General features: G+C 73.1%; 19 protein-coding genes. 14 read left to right on the forward strand and 5 right to left on the reverse strand.

Going from position 1 to position 19,203, the window contains the following annotated elements:
* Window position 1: 1 nt before the first annotated feature.
* From AC3IYJ_RS20450 to AC3IYJ_RS20470, 5 genes are all read left to right on the forward strand, one after another.
* On the forward strand, window positions 2-982 hold the full coding sequence (locus AC3IYJ_RS20450; protein WP_489396223.1) for an alpha-ketoacid dehydrogenase subunit beta: 981 nt from the start codon (window positions 2-4) through the stop codon (window positions 980-982).
* A 29-nt stretch (window positions 983-1,011) separates the two neighbouring features.
* The gene (locus AC3IYJ_RS20455) at window positions 1,012-2,466 is read left to right on the forward strand and encodes a dihydrolipoamide acetyltransferase family protein (protein ID WP_489402872.1); all 1,455 of its coding nucleotides are present in this window, start codon (window positions 1,012-1,014) and stop codon (window positions 2,464-2,466) included.
* Between the two features lie 55 nt (window positions 2,467-2,521).
* Complete coding sequence (locus AC3IYJ_RS20460) at window positions 2,522-2,890, forward strand: hypothetical protein (protein WP_489396224.1); 369 nt, start codon at window positions 2,522-2,524, stop codon at window positions 2,888-2,890.
* A gap of 115 nt (window positions 2,891-3,005) precedes the next feature.
* Window positions 3,006-3,944, forward strand: coding sequence for a GNAT family N-acetyltransferase (locus AC3IYJ_RS20465; protein ID WP_489396225.1), 939 nt, complete (start codon window positions 3,006-3,008; stop codon window positions 3,942-3,944).
* 35 nt (window positions 3,945-3,979) lie between these two features.
* The gene (locus tag AC3IYJ_RS20470; protein WP_489396226.1) at window positions 3,980-4,753 is read left to right on the forward strand and encodes a hypothetical protein; all 774 of its coding nucleotides are present in this window, start codon (window positions 3,980-3,982) and stop codon (window positions 4,751-4,753) included.
* A gap of 51 nt (window positions 4,754-4,804) precedes the next feature.
* Here the strand turns inward: AC3IYJ_RS20470 and AC3IYJ_RS20475 are convergent, their stop codons facing one another.
* A complete protein-coding gene (locus AC3IYJ_RS20475; RefSeq protein WP_489396227.1) occupies window positions 4,805-6,031 on the reverse strand; it encodes a DUF1266 domain-containing protein in 1,227 nt (408 codons plus the stop codon).
* A 167-nt stretch (window positions 6,032-6,198) separates the two neighbouring features.
* Between AC3IYJ_RS20475 and AC3IYJ_RS20480 the strand changes: the two genes are divergently transcribed.
* Window positions 6,199-6,714: a GNAT family N-acetyltransferase gene (locus tag AC3IYJ_RS20480; RefSeq protein WP_489396228.1), complete on the forward strand. Its 516-nt coding sequence runs from the start codon at window positions 6,199-6,201 to the stop codon at window positions 6,712-6,714.
* On the opposite strand, the gene lepB is transcribed toward AC3IYJ_RS20480, so the two are convergent.
* Complete coding sequence (lepB, locus tag AC3IYJ_RS20485; protein ID WP_489396229.1) at window positions 6,689-7,381, reverse strand: signal peptidase I; 693 nt, start codon at window positions 7,379-7,381, stop codon at window positions 6,689-6,691. The genes AC3IYJ_RS20480 and lepB overlap by 26 nt on opposite strands.
* 94 nt (window positions 7,382-7,475) lie before the next feature.
* Between lepB and AC3IYJ_RS20490 the strand changes: the two genes are divergently transcribed.
* The 6 genes from AC3IYJ_RS20490 (at window position 7,476) to AC3IYJ_RS20515 (ending at window position 14,432) form a co-directional block, all read left to right on the forward strand.
* The gene (locus AC3IYJ_RS20490) at window positions 7,476-8,702 is read left to right on the forward strand and encodes an FAD-dependent monooxygenase (RefSeq protein WP_489396230.1); all 1,227 of its coding nucleotides are present in this window, start codon (window positions 7,476-7,478) and stop codon (window positions 8,700-8,702) included.
* A 277-nt stretch (window positions 8,703-8,979) separates the two neighbouring features.
* Window positions 8,980-9,795 carry a hypothetical protein gene (locus tag AC3IYJ_RS20495; RefSeq protein WP_489396231.1) on the forward strand — a complete coding sequence of 272 codons (816 nt, stop codon included), beginning with the start codon at window positions 8,980-8,982 and terminating at the stop codon, window positions 9,793-9,795.
* A gap of 200 nt (window positions 9,796-9,995) precedes the next feature.
* Window positions 9,996-11,951, forward strand: coding sequence for a C1 family peptidase (locus AC3IYJ_RS20500; RefSeq protein ID WP_489396232.1), 1,956 nt, complete (start codon window positions 9,996-9,998; stop codon window positions 11,949-11,951).
* A gap of 42 nt (window positions 11,952-11,993) precedes the next feature.
* Window positions 11,994-12,302 carry a protease inhibitor I42 family protein gene (locus tag AC3IYJ_RS20505; RefSeq protein ID WP_489396233.1) on the forward strand — a complete coding sequence of 103 codons (309 nt, stop codon included), beginning with the start codon at window positions 11,994-11,996 and terminating at the stop codon, window positions 12,300-12,302.
* A gap of 76 nt (window positions 12,303-12,378) precedes the next feature.
* A complete protein-coding gene (locus AC3IYJ_RS20510; RefSeq protein ID WP_489396234.1) occupies window positions 12,379-13,050 on the forward strand; it encodes a GntR family transcriptional regulator in 672 nt (223 codons plus the stop codon).
* A complete protein-coding gene (locus tag AC3IYJ_RS20515) occupies window positions 13,047-14,432 on the forward strand; it encodes an MFS transporter (RefSeq protein ID WP_489396235.1) in 1,386 nt (461 codons plus the stop codon). Before AC3IYJ_RS20510 ends, AC3IYJ_RS20515 begins: the two co-directional genes overlap by 4 nt.
* A gap of 58 nt (window positions 14,433-14,490) precedes the next feature.
* On the opposite strand, the gene AC3IYJ_RS20520 is transcribed toward AC3IYJ_RS20515, so the two are convergent.
* Entirely contained in the window at window positions 14,491-15,321 is an 831-nt protein-coding gene (locus tag AC3IYJ_RS20520) for a maleylpyruvate isomerase family mycothiol-dependent enzyme (protein ID WP_489396236.1), read from the reverse strand.
* Window positions 15,322-15,476: 155 nt separating this feature from the next.
* On the opposite strand from AC3IYJ_RS20520, the gene AC3IYJ_RS20525 reads away from it, so the two are divergent.
* A complete protein-coding gene (locus AC3IYJ_RS20525) occupies window positions 15,477-16,256 on the forward strand; it encodes a carbon-nitrogen family hydrolase (RefSeq protein WP_489396237.1) in 780 nt (259 codons plus the stop codon).
* Window positions 16,257-16,278: 22 nt separating this feature from the next.
* Here the strand turns inward: AC3IYJ_RS20525 and AC3IYJ_RS20530 are convergent, their stop codons facing one another.
* The gene (locus AC3IYJ_RS20530; RefSeq protein WP_489396238.1) at window positions 16,279-16,785 is read right to left on the reverse strand and encodes an LURP-one-related/scramblase family protein; all 507 of its coding nucleotides are present in this window, start codon (window positions 16,783-16,785) and stop codon (window positions 16,279-16,281) included.
* Window positions 16,786-16,817: 32 nt separating this feature from the next.
* Here AC3IYJ_RS20530 and AC3IYJ_RS20535 point away from each other — a divergent pair, with 32 nt between their 5' ends.
* The gene (locus AC3IYJ_RS20535) at window positions 16,818-17,624 is read left to right on the forward strand and encodes an ATP-grasp domain-containing protein (protein ID WP_489396239.1); all 807 of its coding nucleotides are present in this window, start codon (window positions 16,818-16,820) and stop codon (window positions 17,622-17,624) included.
* Between the two features lie 11 nt (window positions 17,625-17,635).
* Here AC3IYJ_RS20535 and AC3IYJ_RS20540 read toward each other — a convergent pair whose 3' ends face one another.
* Complete coding sequence (locus tag AC3IYJ_RS20540; RefSeq protein WP_489396240.1) at window positions 17,636-19,198, reverse strand: hypothetical protein; 1,563 nt, start codon at window positions 19,196-19,198, stop codon at window positions 17,636-17,638.
* Between the last annotated feature and the right edge of the window lie 5 nt (window positions 19,199-19,203).

Consider the following 19,203-nt stretch of genomic DNA (forward strand, 5'->3'; position numbering starts at 1 on the left):
CATGGCCGTACAGAAGCTCACCATCGCGAAGGCGCTCAACGACTCGCTCCGCAAGGCCCTGGAGCAGGACCCCAAGGTCCTGATCATGGGCGAGGACGTCGGCAAGCTCGGCGGCGTCTTCCGGATCACCGACGGACTGCAGAAGGACTTCGGCGAGGAGCGGGTCATCGACACCCCGCTCGCCGAGTCGGGCATCGTCGGGACCGCGATCGGACTGGCCCTGCGCGGGTACCGGCCGGTCGTGGAGATCCAGTTCGACGGTTTCGTGTTCCCCGCCTACGACCAGATCGTCACGCAGCTCGCGAAGATGCACGCGCGCTCGCTCGGCAAGATCAAGATGCCGGTCGTCATCCGCATTCCCTACGCTGGCGGCATTGGCGCGGTCGAGCACCACTCGGAGTCCCCGGAGACGCTGTTCGCGCACGTCCCGGGCCTCAAGGTGGTCTCGCCGTCCAACGCGAGCGACGCCTACTGGATGCTCCAGCAGGCCATCCTCAGCGACGACCCGGTGATCTTCTTCGAGCCGAAGCGCCGTTACTGGGACAAGGGCGAAGTCGACACGGAGGCGATCCCGGACTCCCTGCACGGGTCCCGGGTGGCCCGCGCGGGCACCGACCTGACCCTGGCGGCCTACGGGCCGATGGTGAAGGTCTGTCTGGAGGCGGCGGCCGCGGCGGCCGAGGAGGGGAAGTCGGTGGAGGTCGTGGACCTGCGCTCGATGTCCCCGATCGACTTCGACGGTCTGCAGGCCTCGGTGGAGCGCACCCGCCGACTGGTGGTCGTGCACGAGGCTCCGGTGTTCCTCGGTGTGGGTTCGGAGATCGCCGCTCGCATCACGGAGCGGTGCTTCTACCACCTGGAGGCGCCCGTGCTGCGCGTGGGCGGCTACCACGCCCCGTATCCGCCGGCCCGCCTGGAGGACGAGTACCTGCCGGGCCTGGACAGGGTGCTCGACGCAGTCGACCGCTCGCTGGCGTACTGAGGAGAGCCGTGACCATCCGCGAATTCAAGATGCCCGATGTGGGCGAGGGCCTCACCGAGGCCGAGATCCTCAAGTGGTTCGTCCAGCCCGGTGACACCGTCACCGACGGCCAGGTCGTCTGCGAGGTCGAAACGGCCAAGGCCGCCGTCGAGCTGCCGATCCCCTTCGACGGGGTCGTGCACGCGCTCCTCTTCGAGGAGGGCGTGACGGTCGACGTCGGCCAGGTCATCATCTCGGTGCGGACGGCCGAGGCGGACGCGGCTCCGGCCGAGGCCGCTGCCGCCGTCGCGGCCCCGGCGGCCGCCGAGGCGGAGCCCGAGGCCCCCGCGGCCCGTCAGCCCGTCCTGGTCGGCTACGGGGTCTCCACGGCCTCCACGAAGCGCCGCCCGCGCAAGGCGGCGCCGGAGCCGGCCCTCGCCGCGCAGAACGGCACGGGCGTGGCAGCCCAGGCGGCTCCGGCCGCCCCGGTGGCCGTGCAGCCCGTGGTGGTCCCGGCGCAGCCCCAGAACGGCACGGCGGCCTCCGGAGCCAGGGCGCTGGCGAAGCCGCCGGTGCGCAAGCTGGCCAAGGACCTCGGCATCGACCTGGCGGCCGTGGTCCCGACCGGCGACGGCGGGATCGTGACCCGCGAGGACGTGCACGCGGCGGCCGCTGCGGCCATCGCCCCGCAGACGGTGGCTCCGGTCGAGCCGGCCGCAGCCCCGGTCCGTACCGAGGCGCCGGCCCCGGCTTCGGCCCCGACTTCGGCCCAGGCTTCGGCCCCGGCCTCGGCCGAGGGAACCGCGCGGGAGACCCGCATCCCGGTCAAGGGCGTCCGCAAGGTCACCGCTCAGGCGATGGTCGGATCGGCGTTCACCGCTCCGCACGTCACCGAGTTCATCACCTTCGACGTGACCCGCACGATGAAGCTGGTCCAGGAGCTCAAGGAGGACCCGGACCTCGCCGGTCTGCGGATCAACCCGCTGCTCCTGATCGCCAAGGCCGTCCTGGTGGCCATCCGCCGCAACCCGGACGTCAACGCGTCCTGGGACGAGGCGGCCCAGGAGATCGTGCTCAAGCACTACGTCAACCTGGGCATCGCGGCGGCGACCCCGCGCGGCCTGATCGTCCCGAACATCAAGGACGCCCACGCCAAGACGCTGCCCGAGCTGTCCGGGGCGCTGTCCTCGCTGGTCGCCACGGCCCGTGAGGGCAAGACCTCCCCGGCGGACATGCAGAACGGCACGATCACCATCACCAACGTCGGCGTCTTCGGCGTCGACACCGGAACGCCCATCCTGAACCCGGGCGAGTCCGCGATCCTGGCGGTCGGAGCGATCAAGCTCCAGCCGTGGGTGCACAAGGGCAAGGTCAAGGCCCGTCAGGTCACCACCCTGGCGCTGTCCTTCGACCACCGCCTGATCGACGGCGAACTGGGCTCCCGCTTCCTCGCGGACATCGCCGCCGTGCTCGAACACCCCCGCCGCCTGATCACCTGGTCCTGACGGCCCGCTCCGGCCTCCGGGTGACCCCCGGAGGCCGGTTCCCCAGGGAATCCACATGCCAGATCCCCAAGACCGGCCCGAGGACCAGCGGGCAGACCGGCCCGTCGGTCCGCCCGTGGGCGACGCCCTGACGTGGACCCAGGACGGCGAAACGTTCACTCTCGTCATCGAGCCCCTGGACACCCGCCCCTTCACCCGCGCCGACAACGCCGTGGTCTACCACTCCGACGGCTCGCGGCGCTGCCGCGTGCGCCCGCCGCGCGAGCTGATGAGCAACCCGGCCGCCGTGCTCGGCTTCTCCCGGGCCTTCCCCGGACCCGACGGCCGCCCCGTGCTGGTCCTCGCCACCCGCTCCTCGGGCGAATTCCAGGGCACCCTCGACCTGGAATCCGGCACCCTCCGGTCCCTCGTCACTCTGCGCTGAACGGCACGCTGAACGCCCGCTCAACGCCGCTCCGCGCCGCTGACCTGCGCTGACCTGCGCGGATCGCGCCGGAAACCCCTTGGGTCAGGGCCCTCGACGGTGTGATCATCGGTCCATGGAATTCCGCTCTGCCGCAGCAGACCCCGCACACCTGGACCGTGCTGTCGCCTACACCGGCGACGGCCCCGTCCCCGCCTTCACCGCCGAGAGGGTCCGCGAAGAGCTCGCCTCGAACCAGATGCGCCCCGAGTGGATCTGGACCGCCGAGGACGAGGCCGGCGAGATCCTGGCCCGCGCCCTGTGGTGGGGCCGCGCCGACAGCGAGCGCCCGGGCGTCCTCGACTGCCTCCACGTACGGGCCTCCGTGGCCGACCCGGCCTCCGTCGCCGCCGGGCTGCTCGCCGCCGGGCACGAGGCCTTCGGGAAGGCCCCCGACTACAACATCTCGCTGCCCCGCGACTGGCGCACCGCCCCCGGAGGCCTGGCCGAGGCGGTCGCCTGGCGCCAGGAGGCCGCGTACAAGTCCGGCCTGACGCGCGAGATCGAACGCCTGCGCTTCGAGTGGACCCCGGCCGCCGGGACCTCCGAGCCCACTGGACGACTGGTCTTCCGCGAGGGTACGGACGAGGAGTTCCTCGACGCCTTCACCCGCATCGCGGCCGGCAGCCTGGACCTGCACACGCAGAACGAGCTGCGCACGATCGACGCCGAGGAACTGGCGCGCGACGACATCGAGTTCTACACCGACTGCCCCGGCGAGCGCTCCTGGTGGCGCCTGGCCCACCTCCCGGACGGCACCCTCGCCGGGCTGGCGATCCCGTCCGCGACCCCGTACCACCGCAACGTCGGCTACCTGGGCGTCGTACCGGAACTGCGCGGCCGCGGCCTGATCGACGAGGTCCTCGCCGAGATCACCCGCTTCCACGCCTCCGAGGGCGCCGAGCGCATCACCGCCACTACGGACACCGTGAACGCGCCGATGGCCGCCGCCTTCACCCGCGCCGGCTACGAGGTCACGGAGATCCGCCTGGTGCTGGAGCCCGCCTCGCAGTGACGGTAGCCTCCCCGCCTGGAGAAGGGTGGGGCCGGTTGTCCATCGCCGAATTGCAGGTGTACGCCGTCGAGGCGGCCGATGTCACGGGCGGCGTGTGCGTGGTCCGCTGCGTCGGAGGCGTCGCGCGGGCCGGGCAGGTCTACGCGGTCGGGGACGAGCGGACCGCACTGCGCAGGATCGAGCGGCACGGGCGCCCGGTGGAGTCCTTCGACGCGGGACACGTGGCGAAGGTGCACCTGTCGGGGCCCGTGGTCGCGCTGCTCGCCCGGGGCCAGGTGCTGACGTACGTGCCGCCCGGCGGGCACGCCCTGGCCGAGGTCGAGGCCTGGCTGGCCACCGGCCCGCCGCTGCTGGAGGAGCCGCATCCGGACCCGCTGCGGGCCCTGGCGGCGGCCCGGATGCAGGACGAGGGCCTGCCGGAGGGGATGCGGCTGCGGTGGGGCCGGGTGGCGCTGGCCGCGCTCGCCCGCGGCGGCCGACCGGAGGAACAGCCCTACGTACGGGCCTACTTGCTCCAGACCTTCGGCCCGTCGGCCGGACCGGGCCCCGACCCCGACCCCGGCCCCGACACGGACCGGGACCCGGCGGCCCTCTGCCGGGACGTGCTGGCCCGCCTCGCCATGACCCCGGGGGAGGCGGCCGCCCAGGCTGCGGTCTGGCGGGACCTGCCGCGCCCCGCCATCCTGCGGCTGCGCCGCGTCAAGAACCTGATCCCCTGCATGGCCCCGGCGCGCCCGTACCTCGCAGACACCGACCCCCTGGCGGTGGCGGCCGACGCCTGGACGGCCCTGCGGCCGAAGCTGCCTTAGACCGACGTCGGTACGGAGCCCTGCCAAGACTTGTCCGTCCCGCCGGTCCGACTACGCCGGGTCGGAGCCCCTCCAGGGGATGTTGAGCCACGGCCCGGCGGGGTCGGTGGTCAGCGTGAGGTGCGTAGCCAGCGAGCCCGTGTACCAGTCGCCGAACTCCTCCTCGTCGAAGTGCAGGCACCGCCCCAGCGAGTACCCGGCGGAGAACTCCTCCCACGACCGGTACGTCCCGCGCGCCGCCTCCCCGGCGCGCAGGACGCCGCGCTCGGCGTCCTCGAGCGTGCCGTAGCGGGCGCCCAGGCCCCACCGGGCCATCTGCGAGGCCCGGCCGTGGTCCCAGCCCTCGACGGAGCGGACCCAGCCGTCCTCGGGGAGCAGTCCGTCGGCGCGGAAGCGCTGCTCGTAGCGGGCTATCCGGCCGATGAGCCGCTGTACGCCCGCCACCTCGCCCTCCACCTCGGCGGTCGGGCGGGGCTCCGCCACGGTGACCCCGTCGGGGGTGAGCTGCGGTTCGGTCGCCCGCTCGGCGCTGCGGCGCAGGGCGGAGGCGGCCGCGTGCCGCCAGTGCTCCACGTCCACCGGGCCGGCGAAGTCGGAGGCGAGGACGCGGCGCACGCGCAGCGCGAACTCCCAGACGGGGCTGACGATCTCGGCGGCGAGCATGCGGCGCAGCACGCCGTGCCAGCCCTCGGCGGTGGTGATGCCCCAGGACTCGCGAAGGCGTCCGCGCTCGCGGGTGTAGCCGTCGCCGTGGTAGGCGAGGGCGTTCCAGAACTCCCCGTTGGAGACGGCGAGATGGGCTCCGACGGCGAGGCCGTGCGCGACGGGCCCGTGCAGCGGGCCGCCGGCGTGCAGCGAGTGCACGGCTCCGGGGGCCAGGCCCCACACCGGGGCGACGGCGTCCGAGTGGGCCTGCCAGCGGGCCCGGTCGGCCGGGGCGGTGGTGAGGTAGGCCTCGGTGGGGGAGCCGGGGTTCACGGCGAGGTGGGCCGGGTCCCGCTCGTCCCAGGCCTTGGCGAACCAGGCGAGGGACTGGCGGGTGTAGACGGTGTGCGGATCGGGGGCGGGCAGCATGCCGCGGGTGTAGACGGCGAGGCTGCGGCCGTCGGGGGCGGGGTGGAACCGGGCGAGGGCGGGTTCGGCGTCGACGTGCGCGCGGGCCTGCGGCAGGAACAGCTCGCTGCGGGCGAGGGCGTCGAGGTACCCCGGCCAGTCCCCGCGCGCCTTGGCCCCGTACAGCTCGCGCTCGATGGAACTCGGCGCCGTCCACCCATCCATGCGGGTCAGCCTAACGGGGTGGCGGCGGGCGCCCACCGGGGCGTCATCGGATCTACTGTGGCTGTGCGGAGCGGTCGGGGAAGAGCCGTCCGGGACGGGTGCTCCGCCCGCACGGACATGATCGACACCATCGGTGGAGGAATTCGGGCGTGACAAGGATCCACGGCGTGAGCGGGCTGGAAGCCGGGACGATCCGGACCGGGCGGCTCACGTTGCTGCCGCTGCGGGTCGGGCAGGCCGAGGAGATGGCGGTGGTGCTGTCCGATCCGGACCTGCACGCCTTCATCGGCGGTGCCCCGTACACCGCGCAGGCCCTGCGCACGCGCTACGAACGGCTGGTCGCCGGTTCGCCGGACCCCGCCGTCTCCTGGTGCAACTGGGCGATCCGGCTCGACGCCGAAGGCTGCCTGACGGGGACGGTCCAGGCGACGGTCTCCACCGGCGAGGAGGGGTCCGTCGCGGAGATCGCCTGGGTCGTGGGGACCCCCTGGCAGCGGCGCGGCATCGCCACCGAGGCGGCCCGGGGGCTGGTCGACTGGCTCGGGGCAAAGGGGGTGGGCGCCGTCGTCGCGCACATCCACCCCGACCACACCGCGTCCGCAGCCGTCGCCGCCGCGGCCGGGCTCGCCCCCACCGACCAGTGGCACGACGGAGAGGTCAGGTGGCAGTCGCAGGCCCGCTGACCGGGGCCTGCGGCACCCACTTCGGGGCCCGTTTGCGGACGGCCAGGGCCGAGATTCCCAGACCGGCCCCGGCCAGGAACGGCAGTGCGAGGACCGGCAGGACCCAGCGGATGTCGGCGTATCCGGCAGGATCCGCGACGATCTCGGCGTGGACCGCCGAGACCGCGACGGTGCCGTCCGTCCCCCCGGTGGCGTGGTAGGAGGAGTCGTTCGAGTTGCCGCGGTTGTCCCCCATCAGGAAGATCCGGCCTTCCGGTACGACCACGTCGAAGGGGACGGTCCCCGCCACCGCGCGGTCCATGAGGTACGGCTCTTCGAGCGGCCGGTCGTTGAGCATCAGCCGGGACGTGCCGGGGGCGAACGAGATGTGGTCACCGCCGACCGCCACCACGCGGAACAGTGAGTCCTGGCCGTTTCCCCAAGGCGTGGGGACGAGGACGACCTCCCCGCGTTCGACCTTCCGCACCGGGTTCATGGCGACGGGGACCCGGTCGCCGTGCCGGTAGGTGGGCATCATGTGGTCGCTGTTCAGGGGGAGTCCCTGATAGGCGGGAGGCGTGCCGAGGAAAGCCCAGAGGATCGCCCCGGCCGGCAGGAGCCCTCCGAGCGACAGCAGCGCGACGGACGCGATGCCCCGCCTGCGACCCGGCCGTTGGTTTTCGGTCATGCGTTCCCCCGTTGTTGTGCACCTGGCCGGAATCGTACGGTCCGCCCGAGCCCGGACCGCCAGTAGGGTGTCGGGCCCCGGAGGACTCGTCGCGGTGGAGGGAACGGCTATGCGGGGCAGCGGTACGGTCGCGGTCGTCGGTGGGAGCATCGCGGGGTGCGCGTTCGCCTCGGCGGCCGCGCGGGCCGGGGCGGGCGGGGTGGTGGTGCTGGAGCGCACGGGCGGGCGCCTCGCGGACCGGGGGGTCGGGCTGTGCGTCCATGACGACCGGGCCGCCGAGCTCGCCGCGGCCGGGGCGCTGCCCGCCGGGATCCCCGCGCACCCGCTGGCGCGGCGTCGCTGGGTGGTCCGCGATCCGGCGTCGGGGCCGGGCGGCCGGGTGATCTGGGAGCAGCCGTTCCCTTTCCACTCGTACCACTGGGGCCTGCTGTGGCGCGGGCTGCGGGAGGCCACCCCCGAGTCGGTGGTGTACCGGCAGGGCGAGACCGTCGCCGGGGTGGGCGCAGAGGGTGAAGTGAGGCTGGCCGACGGGTCGGTGGAGCGCTACGACCTCGTGGTCGGAGCCGACGGCTACCGGTCGGTGGTGCGCGAGGCCGTCTGCCCGGACTCCCGTCCGCAGTACGCGGGATACGTGTGCTGGCGGGGGAACTTCGAGGCCCGCCTGCTGGATTCGGACGGCGGCGGCGAGGACTCGTACCCCGGGTCGGTGACGACGGTCTGCTGGCCGGGCGGGACCTGTGTGATCTACCGGATCCCCGGTCCGGACGGGCTGCGCGTCAACTGGGTGCTGTACGCCACCCCGCCGCCCGCGGCCGGGCTGAGGCTGGACGACCCGACGAGCTTCCCGCCGGGCACGGTGACGGGGGAACTGGCCTCGCACCTGGCGCGGTTGCTGGAGGAGGAGTTCCCGCCGTACTGGGGTCGGGCGCTCGGGCTGACCGCCCCGGAGGACGTGTACGTCCAGCCGATCTACGACCTGGAGGCGACCGCCATCACGGCGGGCCGGCTGCTGCTCGCCGGGGACGCCGCGTCGGTGGTGCGCCCGCACAACACCAGCGGCGCCGCCAAGGCGCTCCAGGATGCCAGCGCCTTCGAGGAGGCGTGGCGCGGGACGGACTCGTGGGAGGCGCTGCTGCGCGGCTACCAGGAGGCCCGGGGCGCGGCGGGCCGGGAACTGGTCGCGCTGGCCCGCCGACTGGGCCGGGCCCAGGTGGAACGGACCCCGCAGTGGGGAGCGATGGGGCACGCCGAGGCGCAGGCGTGGTGGCAGGGCCAGCTCGCGGGGGCGGCGGACATCGGGGGCCAGGCGTTGGCGCCGTAGCCGCCGTCCGGCGGGGCAGCGTCCGAGGGTGAAGGGATCGCCGCTGGTCAGGTGGGGTACGTACGCCGGTTGCGCGGCGTGTCGTCGAGGGCGGGTGCGGGGCTGCGGTTGCGGGGGCTGACGGGGTGTCGGTGAGTGGACGGTGACACGTCCCATGTCACGTCACCGCATCACCAGGTCACCGCATCACTGCTTCACCGCATCACCAGGTCTCACCACATCTCGTCCCGGGGTACGCCCACGTGCCCGCCCGCTCGCTCTCGACAGGAGAGACACGTTGCTCCGCATCACGCGCTACACCGTCCCCGCCGCCCTCTGCCTGACCCTGCTGGCCGCGTCCCCCGGCCTCGCGGGCGCCGCCTCCGCTCCCGGGAAGCCGGCGGCCGCCGCCTCTTCCGTGGCCGCGGAGAAGGCGATCCCGGGCACCGAGGCCCTGCTCGCGCAGGTGCAGTCGCTGGGCGGCGTCGCCGGACTGCTCAAACCCGTGACGGACTTGCTGGCCGCGGTGCTCAAGTCCCCTGACGGCAAGCTCCCGGAGGCGGACCTCGCCGCCTTCAAGGAGAAGATCGACGCGGCGGTCGCGGAGCTGAAGAAGACCCTGCCCGCCGCCCCGGCCCTGCCGGTGCCGGTCCCGCCGGTGGACGTGCCGAAGCTGCCGGTCGACGTGCCGAAGCTCCCGGTGGATGCGCCGAAGCTGCCCGTCGACGCGCCCAAGCTCCCGGTGGACGCCCCGAAGCTGCCCGTGGAGGCGCCCAAGCTGCCCGTGGCCCTGCCCGCCGTACCTCCCGTGGCCCTCCCCGTCTCCGCCCCGGTCAGGGCCAAGGCCAAGGCCGACGGGCCGCTGGACCTGGCCACCGGCGCGATCGACAAGCTCAAGGCCTCCGTGGACGGTCTCACCAAGTCCGCCGGTCCGTGCGGCTGTTCCACCGACGCCAAGGCCAAGGCCACCGACGTCGTGACCAACCTGGTCGCCGCCGTGGTCGCCCTGCTCACCGGCGCCGGCCTCCCCGGCCTCCCGTCGCTGCCGGTCCCGGCTCCGGCCCTGCCGGTCCCGGCGCCCGCCCTGCCGGTTCCGGGGCTGCCGGTCGAGTAGGACCGACGCGGGCGGTCGCGGCGCACCGGCCCGGCGTCCGGCGGCGCGCGGCCGGTCCGGCGGGCCCGCCGCGCGCGACCGCGTACGACCGCGTGCGACCGCCGTGCCGCCGCGCGACCGTACGGACCCCCTTGACGCGCCCTCCGGCCAGGTGGACGCTCCCGGGGCTCGGATCCGTACGGGTGGCTTGGGGGGCCGGAATGCCGGAGCAGTCGGGGCAGCACGTCCAGACGGCGGGGGAGTTGCGTGCGCAGCTCGTGGCCTACGGGGCGCGGTGGTCCGTCAGCGAACATCTCGCCGACGGGGATCCGGTCCCGAGGCCCTCGCTGGGCCTGGGGCCGGGGGCCGGCCTCACGCCCGCCGCGGCCGCGCCGGCCGTGGATCTGCGGGAGCTCGTAGGACGGCCGAGCGGCAATCCGCACCTCACCCGGCGCAGGGCGGCGCACGGCCTGCTGACGACTTCAGAGGCGGGGGTGACAGGGGAGGCGGGGGAGGCCCGGGCGGGCGGTCCCGCCCGTCCCGCCCCCGAGTCCGCCCGCCCCGCCGCCGTCGACTGGCGCAGCCGCTGGGGGTGGCCCTGGATCACCAAGGTCAAGGACCAGAACCCGTGCAGCTCCTGCTGGGCGTTCGGGGCGACCGGGCTGGTCGAGTCGATGGCCCGCATCGAGCACCACGTGTGGGCTGAGCGGTCGGAGGGGGACGTCCACGACGGGCTGCGGGCCCCCTGCGGGCAGACGGGCAGTCCCGAGTCCGCCCTGGACTGGGTCAGGACCAACGGCGGGCTCGCCGACCCGGGCTGCTGGCCGTACTCCCCGCCCCCGCCCGGCACCCCGGCCGACCGGCTCGACGCCTGGCGGGCCGAGTACACCCCGAGCTGGGACCGGTCGGGCCGTACCGTCCGGATCCCCGAGCACGTGCGGCTCGGCGACGTGGAGCAGCAGAAGGTGTGGCTCGACACGGTCGGTCCGCTGACCGCCTGTTTCGACGTGTACGACGATTTCTTCGGCCTCGGCTCCGGCGTCTACCACCGCACCAGCGACCGCCTGGCGGGCGGCCACTGCGTCCTGGTCGTCGGCTACGACGACGCGGCCGGCTGCTGGCTGTTCAAGAACTCCTGGGGGCCCGGCTTCCACGTCGGCGGCTACGGCCGCATTGCGTACGGCGAGGTGCGGATCGACCACTGGGCCAAGTGCGGTCTGCAGGGCACCAACATCGACCCCTGGAGCAAGCGCCGCCTGCACACCGGCAACGTCTACGAGAGCGGCAACGGCCGCGCCCACCGCAACTTCGAGATGGCGGCCCTGGCGGGGAGGGACGCCGGAGGGCTCCAGCACTGGTGGCGCGAGGGCGACGCCCCCTTCCCCTGGGCCCGCGCCCGGACCTACGGCTCCGATGCCTCGGGCCAGCCCGCCTTCACCGGGACCACCTACAACCGGAACATGGAGTCCCTCCACGTCACCACCGGCGGCCGGCTGCGCCACTGGTACTACGAGCAGTCCGGCGGCGCCTGGCGCGACGGCGGCGCCTTCGGCCCGGGTGACGCGGCGGTCGGCTCGACCCCGGCCTTCATCCAGAGCGACTACGGGGCCCCGGGCAACTTCGAGGTGGTGGTCCGCACCGCCGACGGCCGCCTCAACCACTGGTGGCGGATCAACGGCGCGCCCTGGACCTGGAACGACGGCGGCCGCTTCGCCTCCGGCATCGCCCACTACGGCCCGGCCCTGATCCAGACCCGCTCCCGCCACCTCGACCTGGTCGCCACCCGTACGGACGGCCGGATGCAGCTGTGGTGGCGCGACGACCCGAACGGGTTCGTCTGGCGCCCCGGCGAGATCTTCGGCAGCGGGATCACCTCCGCGCCCTGCCTGGTCGAATCGCAGTACGGGGCGGCCGACGAGGACACCGCCGGGAACTACGAACTGTGCGTGACCGGCGGGGACGGCCGCGTCGAGCACTGGTGGCGGGGCAACGCCTCGGGCGCCTCCTGGCAGCGCTCGGCGGTCTTCGGCCACGACGTGCTCGCGGTCACCGGGATGCTCCAGGGCAGTTTCGGGTTCAACCTGGAGGTGATCGTCCTGCGCACCGACCGGCTGCTCCAGCACTACTGGCGCGACGGCTCGGGCTGGCACGAGGGGGCCGTGATCGGCCCGGCCTGACCCCCGGCCTGACCCCTTGCCGGAGACCGGAGAGGAGCCCGCGTGGAGGTCCGTGAGGTGACGCTCGCGCCCGGTGAACCGTACGAGCTGCGGCTCACCGGCCGCGGCGCGCGCGGCTACGTCTGGACCTGGCGGGTGACGGGCGCCGCGGACGCGATCTCGGTGTCGGAAGGGCCGGGAGGGTCGGAAGGTCCGTCCGGCGCGCTGGCGCCCGGGGCGACCGTAGAGCGCGTATACGTCGTGCGCGGGCGCGCGGTCGGCCGGGCCCGGATCCGCTTCGCGCAGGTGCGCCCGCCGTATCCGGACGAGGCTCCGCTGGACGAGTTCGTCCTGGACGTCGTGGTGTCGTGAAGCCGCGAGGCCGTGACGAAGGTCCACATCGTGGACCGCGTCCAGCTTGCACCTCTGTTGTATCTATGCTGTGCGCATGCCATCCGGGACCAGCACCGCACCGACCGCACCCCCCACCGCGACCGCCGCCGAGCGCGTCTACCAGCACGTCAAGGAAGGCGTCCTCGACCGGCGCTACGAGGGCGGGGTCCTGCTGACGGAGGGCGAGCTCGCCCTCGCGGTCGGCGTCTCGCGCACCCCGGTCCGCGAGGCGCTGCTGCGCCTCGAAACCGAGGGGCTGCTGAAGCTGTACCCGAAGAAGGGCGCCCTGGTCCTGCCGGTCTCCGCGCAGGAGATCGCCGACGTGATCGAAACCCGGCTGCTGGTCGAGGAGTTCACCGTCCGCAAGGCCGTGCCCGCCCCGCCCGGCCTGCTGGACCGGCTCGCCGAACTGATCGAGGAGCAGCGCCGCCTCGGAGCCGCGGGCGAGCTCTCGGCGATGATGGCCGCCGACCGGGCCTTCCACGCGGAGATCGTGCGCAACGCCGGCAACCAGATCCTGTGCCGCCTCTACGACCAGCTGCGCGACCGCCAGCTGCGCATGGGCGTCGCCCTGCTCCACGCGCACCCCGACCGGGTGGAGCGGACCCTCGCCGAGCACACGGAGATCCTCGACGCCCTGCGCACGGGCGAGGCCGATACGGCCGCCGCGGCGGTACGGGCCCACGTGGGCCGGGTCGCGGAGCTGGTGCGGGGGTCCTCCCGATGAGCTCCGCGCCCGTTCCCGCGCCCGTGCCCGCGCAGGTCCAGGTCCCGCTCCCGGTCCCGGTCCCCAAGGACCCGCCGGGCGGCCGCAAGGCGGTGCTCGTCTGGTCGATCGGCGTGGCCGTCTACTTCGTCGCCGTCATCTTCCGCACCAGCCTCGGCGTCGCCGGCCTGGAGGCCGCCGACCGCTTCCACGTGAACGCCTCCGCGCTGTCCACGTTCTCCCTGCTCCAGCTCCTGGTCTACGCGGGCATGCAGATACCCGTCGGCCTGATGGTGGACCGGCTCGGCACCAAGAAGGTGCTCACCCTCGGCGCCGTGCTCTTCACCGCCGGACAGATCGGCTTCGCGCTCTCCCCCTCCTACGGGATGGCCCTGGCCGCCCGCGCCCTGCTGGGCTGCGGGGACGCCATGACCTTCATCTCCGTGCTGCGGCTGGGCACCCGCTGGTTCCCGGCCCGCCGCGGACCGCTGATGGCGCAGCTGGCCGGGCTGGTGGGAATGGCGGGCAACCTGGTCTCCACCCTGGTGCTGGCGCCCGTACTGCACGGGATCGGCTGGGTGCCGGCGTTCGCGGGCAGCGCGGTGGCGGGGCTGGTCGTCCTGGTCCCGCTCGTGCTGTTCCTGCGCGACCACCCCGAGGGCCACGAGCCGCTGCCGCGGCCCGCGGCCGCCGCCGGCGGATTCGTACGGCGCCAGATCGCGGACTCCTGGAAGGAACCGGGCACCAAGCTCGGTCTGTGGGTGCACTTCACGACGCAGTTCCCGGCGATGGTGTTCCTGCTGCTGTGGGGCATGCCGTTCCTGGTCGAGGCGCAGGGGCTGTCGCGGACCACGGCGGGCGGGCTGCTCACGCTCATCGTCGCCTCGAACATGGCGCTGGGCCTGGTCTACGGGCAGATCGTGGGCCGCAGGCAGTCCTCGCGGATCCCGCTCGCCCTGGGCACGGTCGCCCTGACCGCGCTGATGTGGGGCTCGGTCCTGGCCTATCCGGGGGACCATGCGCCGATGTGGCTGCTGGTCTGCCTCTGCCTGGTGCTCGGCATGTGCGGTCCGGCCTCGATGATCGGCTTCGACTTCGCCCGCCCGGCCAATCCGGCGGAGCGTCAGGGCACCGCCTCCGGGATCACCAACATGGGCGGATTCATTGCCTCCATGACCACCTTGCTGGTGGTGGGGCTGCTGCTCGATGCCACCGGCGACGACTACCGGATCGCGTTCTCCTCGGTCTTCGTCCTGGAACTGCTGGGCATCAGCCAGATCCTGCGCCTGCGCGGCCGGGCGCTGTCCCGCGAGCGGGAGCGCACCAGCGTCGCCCTGTCGGCGCCGGCAGCGGCCACGGCAGTGATCACTGCCGGGACCGGTTCCGTCCCGGCACGCTCCTGAGCTCCGGGGACCCCGGGCGGGGCCGCGGGGACAGGGCGGCGCGGGGAGGCCCGCCCGGCTACGGCGTCACGGAGAAGTGGGCCAGGATGGCCTCGGCCAGCGCCTGGTCGCCCTCGACCTTCACCCGGTCGGCGACGGTGTGCGGCCGCACCCGCCCGCCCGCGAGCCGTACGTACGTCTCCCAGTCCAGGGTCAGCGTCACCGCCGGGCCCAGCGACGGGGCCTTGTCGATCGTGCCCCGCCCGTCCGCGTCCACCCGTACGGTCCGCATGAACTCCAGCGCCCCGTGCACATCGATGACCACGGCCGAGTTCGCGGGCGCCCCGGCCTTCTTGGCGACCACCTTCGGCAGCCCGGCCAGCAGGATGTCGCGCGCCACGTGGGCGCCGGGCGAGTCCCAGTTCCCCGGCACCCCCAGCGCCGCCCGCAGGTCCTGCTCGTGCATCCACACGTCGAAGGCGCGCAGCCTCAGCGAGTGCTCCAGCGTCGCCGGCTCGCCCAGCGGCCCGCGCACCATGGCGTCCGGCTCCCGCTTCTCGTTCCGCAGCTGGCGGGAGCGGCGGATGATCGTGTACTCCAGCTCCGAGGTCATCTCCGGCGCCGTGTGGTGGCGCCGTACGTCGACCTGGACCTCCATGTAGCGGCTGAACTCGTCGACCACGTGCCGCAGGTCCCGCGGCAGGGTGTGGATCGGCCGCGGGTCGCCGAGCTGCTCGCACTCGATGCCGATGATGTGCGACACCACATCGCGCACGGACCAGTTGGGGCACGGCGTCGCCCGGCTCCACTCGCCCTCCGTCAAGGGAAGGACCAGCTCGGATATCGCCTCGATGGAGTGCGTCCACGCGTCGGCATAGGGCTGAAGACTGGGATGCGGCTGGACGGTCAACGGGACCCCTCGCGTGCTGTTCATTGGCGCGTTGGCGCGTTCTGGAAGCTTGTGCAATGGCTTCAAAACTACGCTGCCGGTGAGCACCCCGGCAGTGCTTTCGTGTGACGATCGTAGGCCCGAGTTGACGGCTTGAATGCCAGGACGGTGGTACTGTGCGCGCTTCCCTGATCCAAATCGCGGTGAACGAGGGGGAGTCGGTGGCTTCCCGCCGCTCCCGGGCCGCCGAGCTCGTGCGCGACCAGTCCTCCTCGGATCTTGTCGTCCTGCCCGAACTGTGGACCGTAGGGGCCTTTTCCTACGAGCAGTTCGAGACAGAGGCCGAACCCCTGGACGGCCCCACCTATGAGGCCATGTCCAAGGCGGCCCGCGATGCGGGGGTCTGGCTGCACGCCGGTTCCGTCGTGGAGCGGGCGGGCGACGGCTCGCTCTACAACACCGCGCTCGTCCTCTCCCCGACGGGCGAGCTCGCGGCCACGTACCGCAAGATCCACCGCTTCGGATTCGACCAGGGCGAGGCCGTCCTGATGTCCGCGGGCGACTCCCTGACCACCGTGGAGCTGCCGGAGCAGACGCTCGGCATCGCCACCTGCTACGACCTGCGCTTCCCCGAGCTGTTCCGCGGACTGGTCGACGCCGGGGCGACCACGATGGTCGTGGCCGCGGGCTGGCCGGCCCGCCGCCGCGCCCACTGGACCCTCCTGAACCGCGCGCGGGCCGTCGAGGACCAGTCGTACGTGCTCGCCTGCGGGCTGGCGGGCACCCACGCCGGCGTGGAGCAGGCCGGGCACAGCCTGGTCGTGGACCCGTGGGGCGAGGTCCTCGCGGAGGCGGGCCCGGGGGAGGACGTCCTGACCGTGGACCTCGACCCGGCGAAGGTCGCCCTGACCCGCGAGCAGTTCCCGGCCCTGAAGGACCGCCGCCTGGGGCTGTAGGCCTGGTGGGCCCTGTGGCCCGTCAGTCCTCGTCGCCGTCGCCCTCGCGCTCCTTCTCGGCCATCCGGATCACGCACACGGCGACGGCGAGCAGCAGCGCCGCGTCCGCGTCCTCCCGGATCACGTCGACCGCGTAGGTCTCGCGGACCCGGTACCACTGGCGGGAGATCAGGGCGAGCAGCTCGCCGTCGTACTCGACCTTGAACTCCCGGTCCAGGATCCGGCCGCTGATGTCCAGCTCGGTGCCCTCGTTGAGGGTCACGAGGTAGTGGTTGCGCAGCAGCGAGAACCGCTTCTTGCGGATCACCGCGAGCCGCCGGTCGTCCCGCTCCAGGGTCATCGCGTCGCGGAAGGCGAACCACTTCTCCCGCAGCGTGATCAGGATCTGCCCGTCGGGGTCCTTCAGCTCCAGGGTGTCCCGCAGCCGCAGGGCCTTGCCGTCGACGAGGAAGGCGTGGCGGCCGTCCTGGTCCTCGATCCAGTAGTCGTCGCCGAGGGCCAGCACTTTGTCCCGTACCAGGTATTTCATGCCGTCATCGCTTCCCGCGATAGGTTGCCGCTATGCCTCTCCTCTACGTGACCGATCTGGCGTACCCGGCGCGCGGCCGCCGCTACGGCGACGAGGACGTCTTCCTCACCTCGCGGCTGCGCGAGCACTTCCCGCTGGCCCTGTGCCACCCCCTGGACGCACAGGCCCTGATACCGGCGGGCTTCGACGCGGTGGTGATCCGCAACAGCGGCCCCGTCCTGCACTACCAGGAGGCCTACGATTCCTTCCGCGCGGCCGCCCTCGCCGCCGGCACCCCCGTCTACAACCCGCTCACCGGCCGGGGCGACATGGCGGGCAAGCAGTACCTCCTGGACCTGACGGCGGCCGGCCACCCGGTCATCCCGACCGTCGACGACCCGGCGGACCTCGGGCTGCTCCCGCCCTCGGCCTCGTACGCGGTGAAGCCCAAGGCGGGCGCGGACTCCATCGGGCTCACCTTCACCTCGCACCCGGACTGCGCACCGGGGGAGTTCCTGATCCAGCCGCGCATCGACTTCGCCTACGAGGTGTCCTTCTACTTCGTCGACGACTCCTTCCAGTACGCCCTGTACGCCCCGGACCCGGCCCGCCGCTGGGAGCTCGTCCCCTACGAGCCCACCCCGGCGGACCTGGCCTTCGCCCGCGGTTTCATCGACTGGAACACCCTGGCGCACGGCATCCAGCGCGTGGACGCCTGCCGCGCCCCCTCGGGGGAGCTCCTCCTGGTCGAGCTGGAGGACCTCAACCCGTACCTCTCCCTGGACCTGCTCCCGGCCCCCGTCCGCGAATCGTTCGTGACGGCCCTGGTGGCCTCCCTGAACTCCTTCGTCTGCGGCTGACGCGGCGCCGACTAGCCGCCCTTGAGGCGCCGGGTGACCTCTTCGGAGAGCCGTTTTTGCAGCTCGGCCAGCTGGTCGGGGGTGTAGCCGGTGAGGTCGCCGGCGCCGGGGCCGCCCGGATTCTGCTCCTTCTGTTTCTGTTTCTCCTGCTCACGGCGCTGGAGTTCCTTCTCCTCCGGCGAGCCGGGAGCCGCGTACGCGCACCGGATGAGCTCCCCGTTGGCGTCCTTCAGGCAGGTCGCGTCCCGGCCGTCGACCTGGCCCCGGCCCTCCACGCGGTAGCGGATGCTCTGTTCGCTGCCGATGGTGGAGGTCCAGTTGCTGCCGCCCGTGGGGATGACCTCGAAGACCTGGTCGTCGTTGTAGCAGCAGACGTCCCGGTACTCGGCCTTGATCAGCGCGACGAGCGCCTTCGGCGAGGACCACACCGGATTGAGCCGGTGGATGGTCATCGGGGCGAGCCCGCCGCCGCTCTGGCGGGCCGGGACGGACGACACGGCCACGACCGAGCTGGCCTCGCCCTGCGGGGTCAGCGGGGTCACGTACGCGCTGCGCCCGCTCCCGTCGCGGTACTGGAGGGTGAACTCCGACTCGTTGCCCGCGTTGGTGCCGTCCTCGGACGCGTCCCAGCCGCCGCGGTCGGCCCACCAGTCCGCGAAGCTGCCGACGGCGGTGGTCGCCTCGCGCTGGCGGCCCGCGAGGCTCAGCGGATAGGTCGGGCCGGGCACGCCAGCGGTGTCGGTGGTGATCTTTAGCTCTCCGGTGTGCCCGTTGTAGAGGGCGACCCCGGCGGGCCGTTCGGTCACGACGAGGAACCCGGTCTGGCGCTTGAGGGGGACGACCACGGTCGGGGTGTCGCCGTCGCAGACCACGTAGACGTCGCCGGCGGCGAAGCGGACCCCGCGTTCCTTGGCCGATATCTTGCGGCCCAGGTTGTGCGTGAACCAGCCGCTGATCCGCGCGTCCGCCTTCTCCGTGTCGAAGGAACAGCGCTGCTGGGTGCGGCTGTTGCCGCCGAGCGGGACGTACTGGACGAGCGCGGTCTCGTACCCGGACAGCCATCCGCGCCGCTCGACCAGTGTCGCGAACCGGTCCGAGTCGGGCAGGTAGGTGACGTCGGAGATCTCCCCGGTGACATCGCCCAGGTGGGTCGCGGACTGCGCCTTGCCGACCAGGTACGGAGCCCTGGGCGTCATCTCGGGCACGGCCTCGGTCACGACCTGTACGCCGTGCATGTACGCGCGGTCCTGGAGGTACGAGCCGTAGACCAGCCACCAGATCGCGAGCGCCAGCCCGGCCACCCCGACCACGCAGCCGAGCCCCGCCACCCAGTCCGCGACCTCCGAGCCCCCGCCCGGCTTCGCATCGCGCCTGCGCCACCGCCGGACCGCCTTCACCAGTGCCCACGGCACCCCGATGGCCGCCGCGAGCAGCAGGGGCGCCGCCAGCCAGGCCACGAGCTTGCGCAGCTCCCACACCAGGATGGTGGTGTAGTACGACCCGTACCAGAGCACCAGCCCCAGCACCACGGCCGCCAGCACCGACGGCAATGCCGCCCGCAGCTTCTGCCCCATAGGTC

The organism is Streptomyces sp. GL_140, from assembly GCF_057834465.1.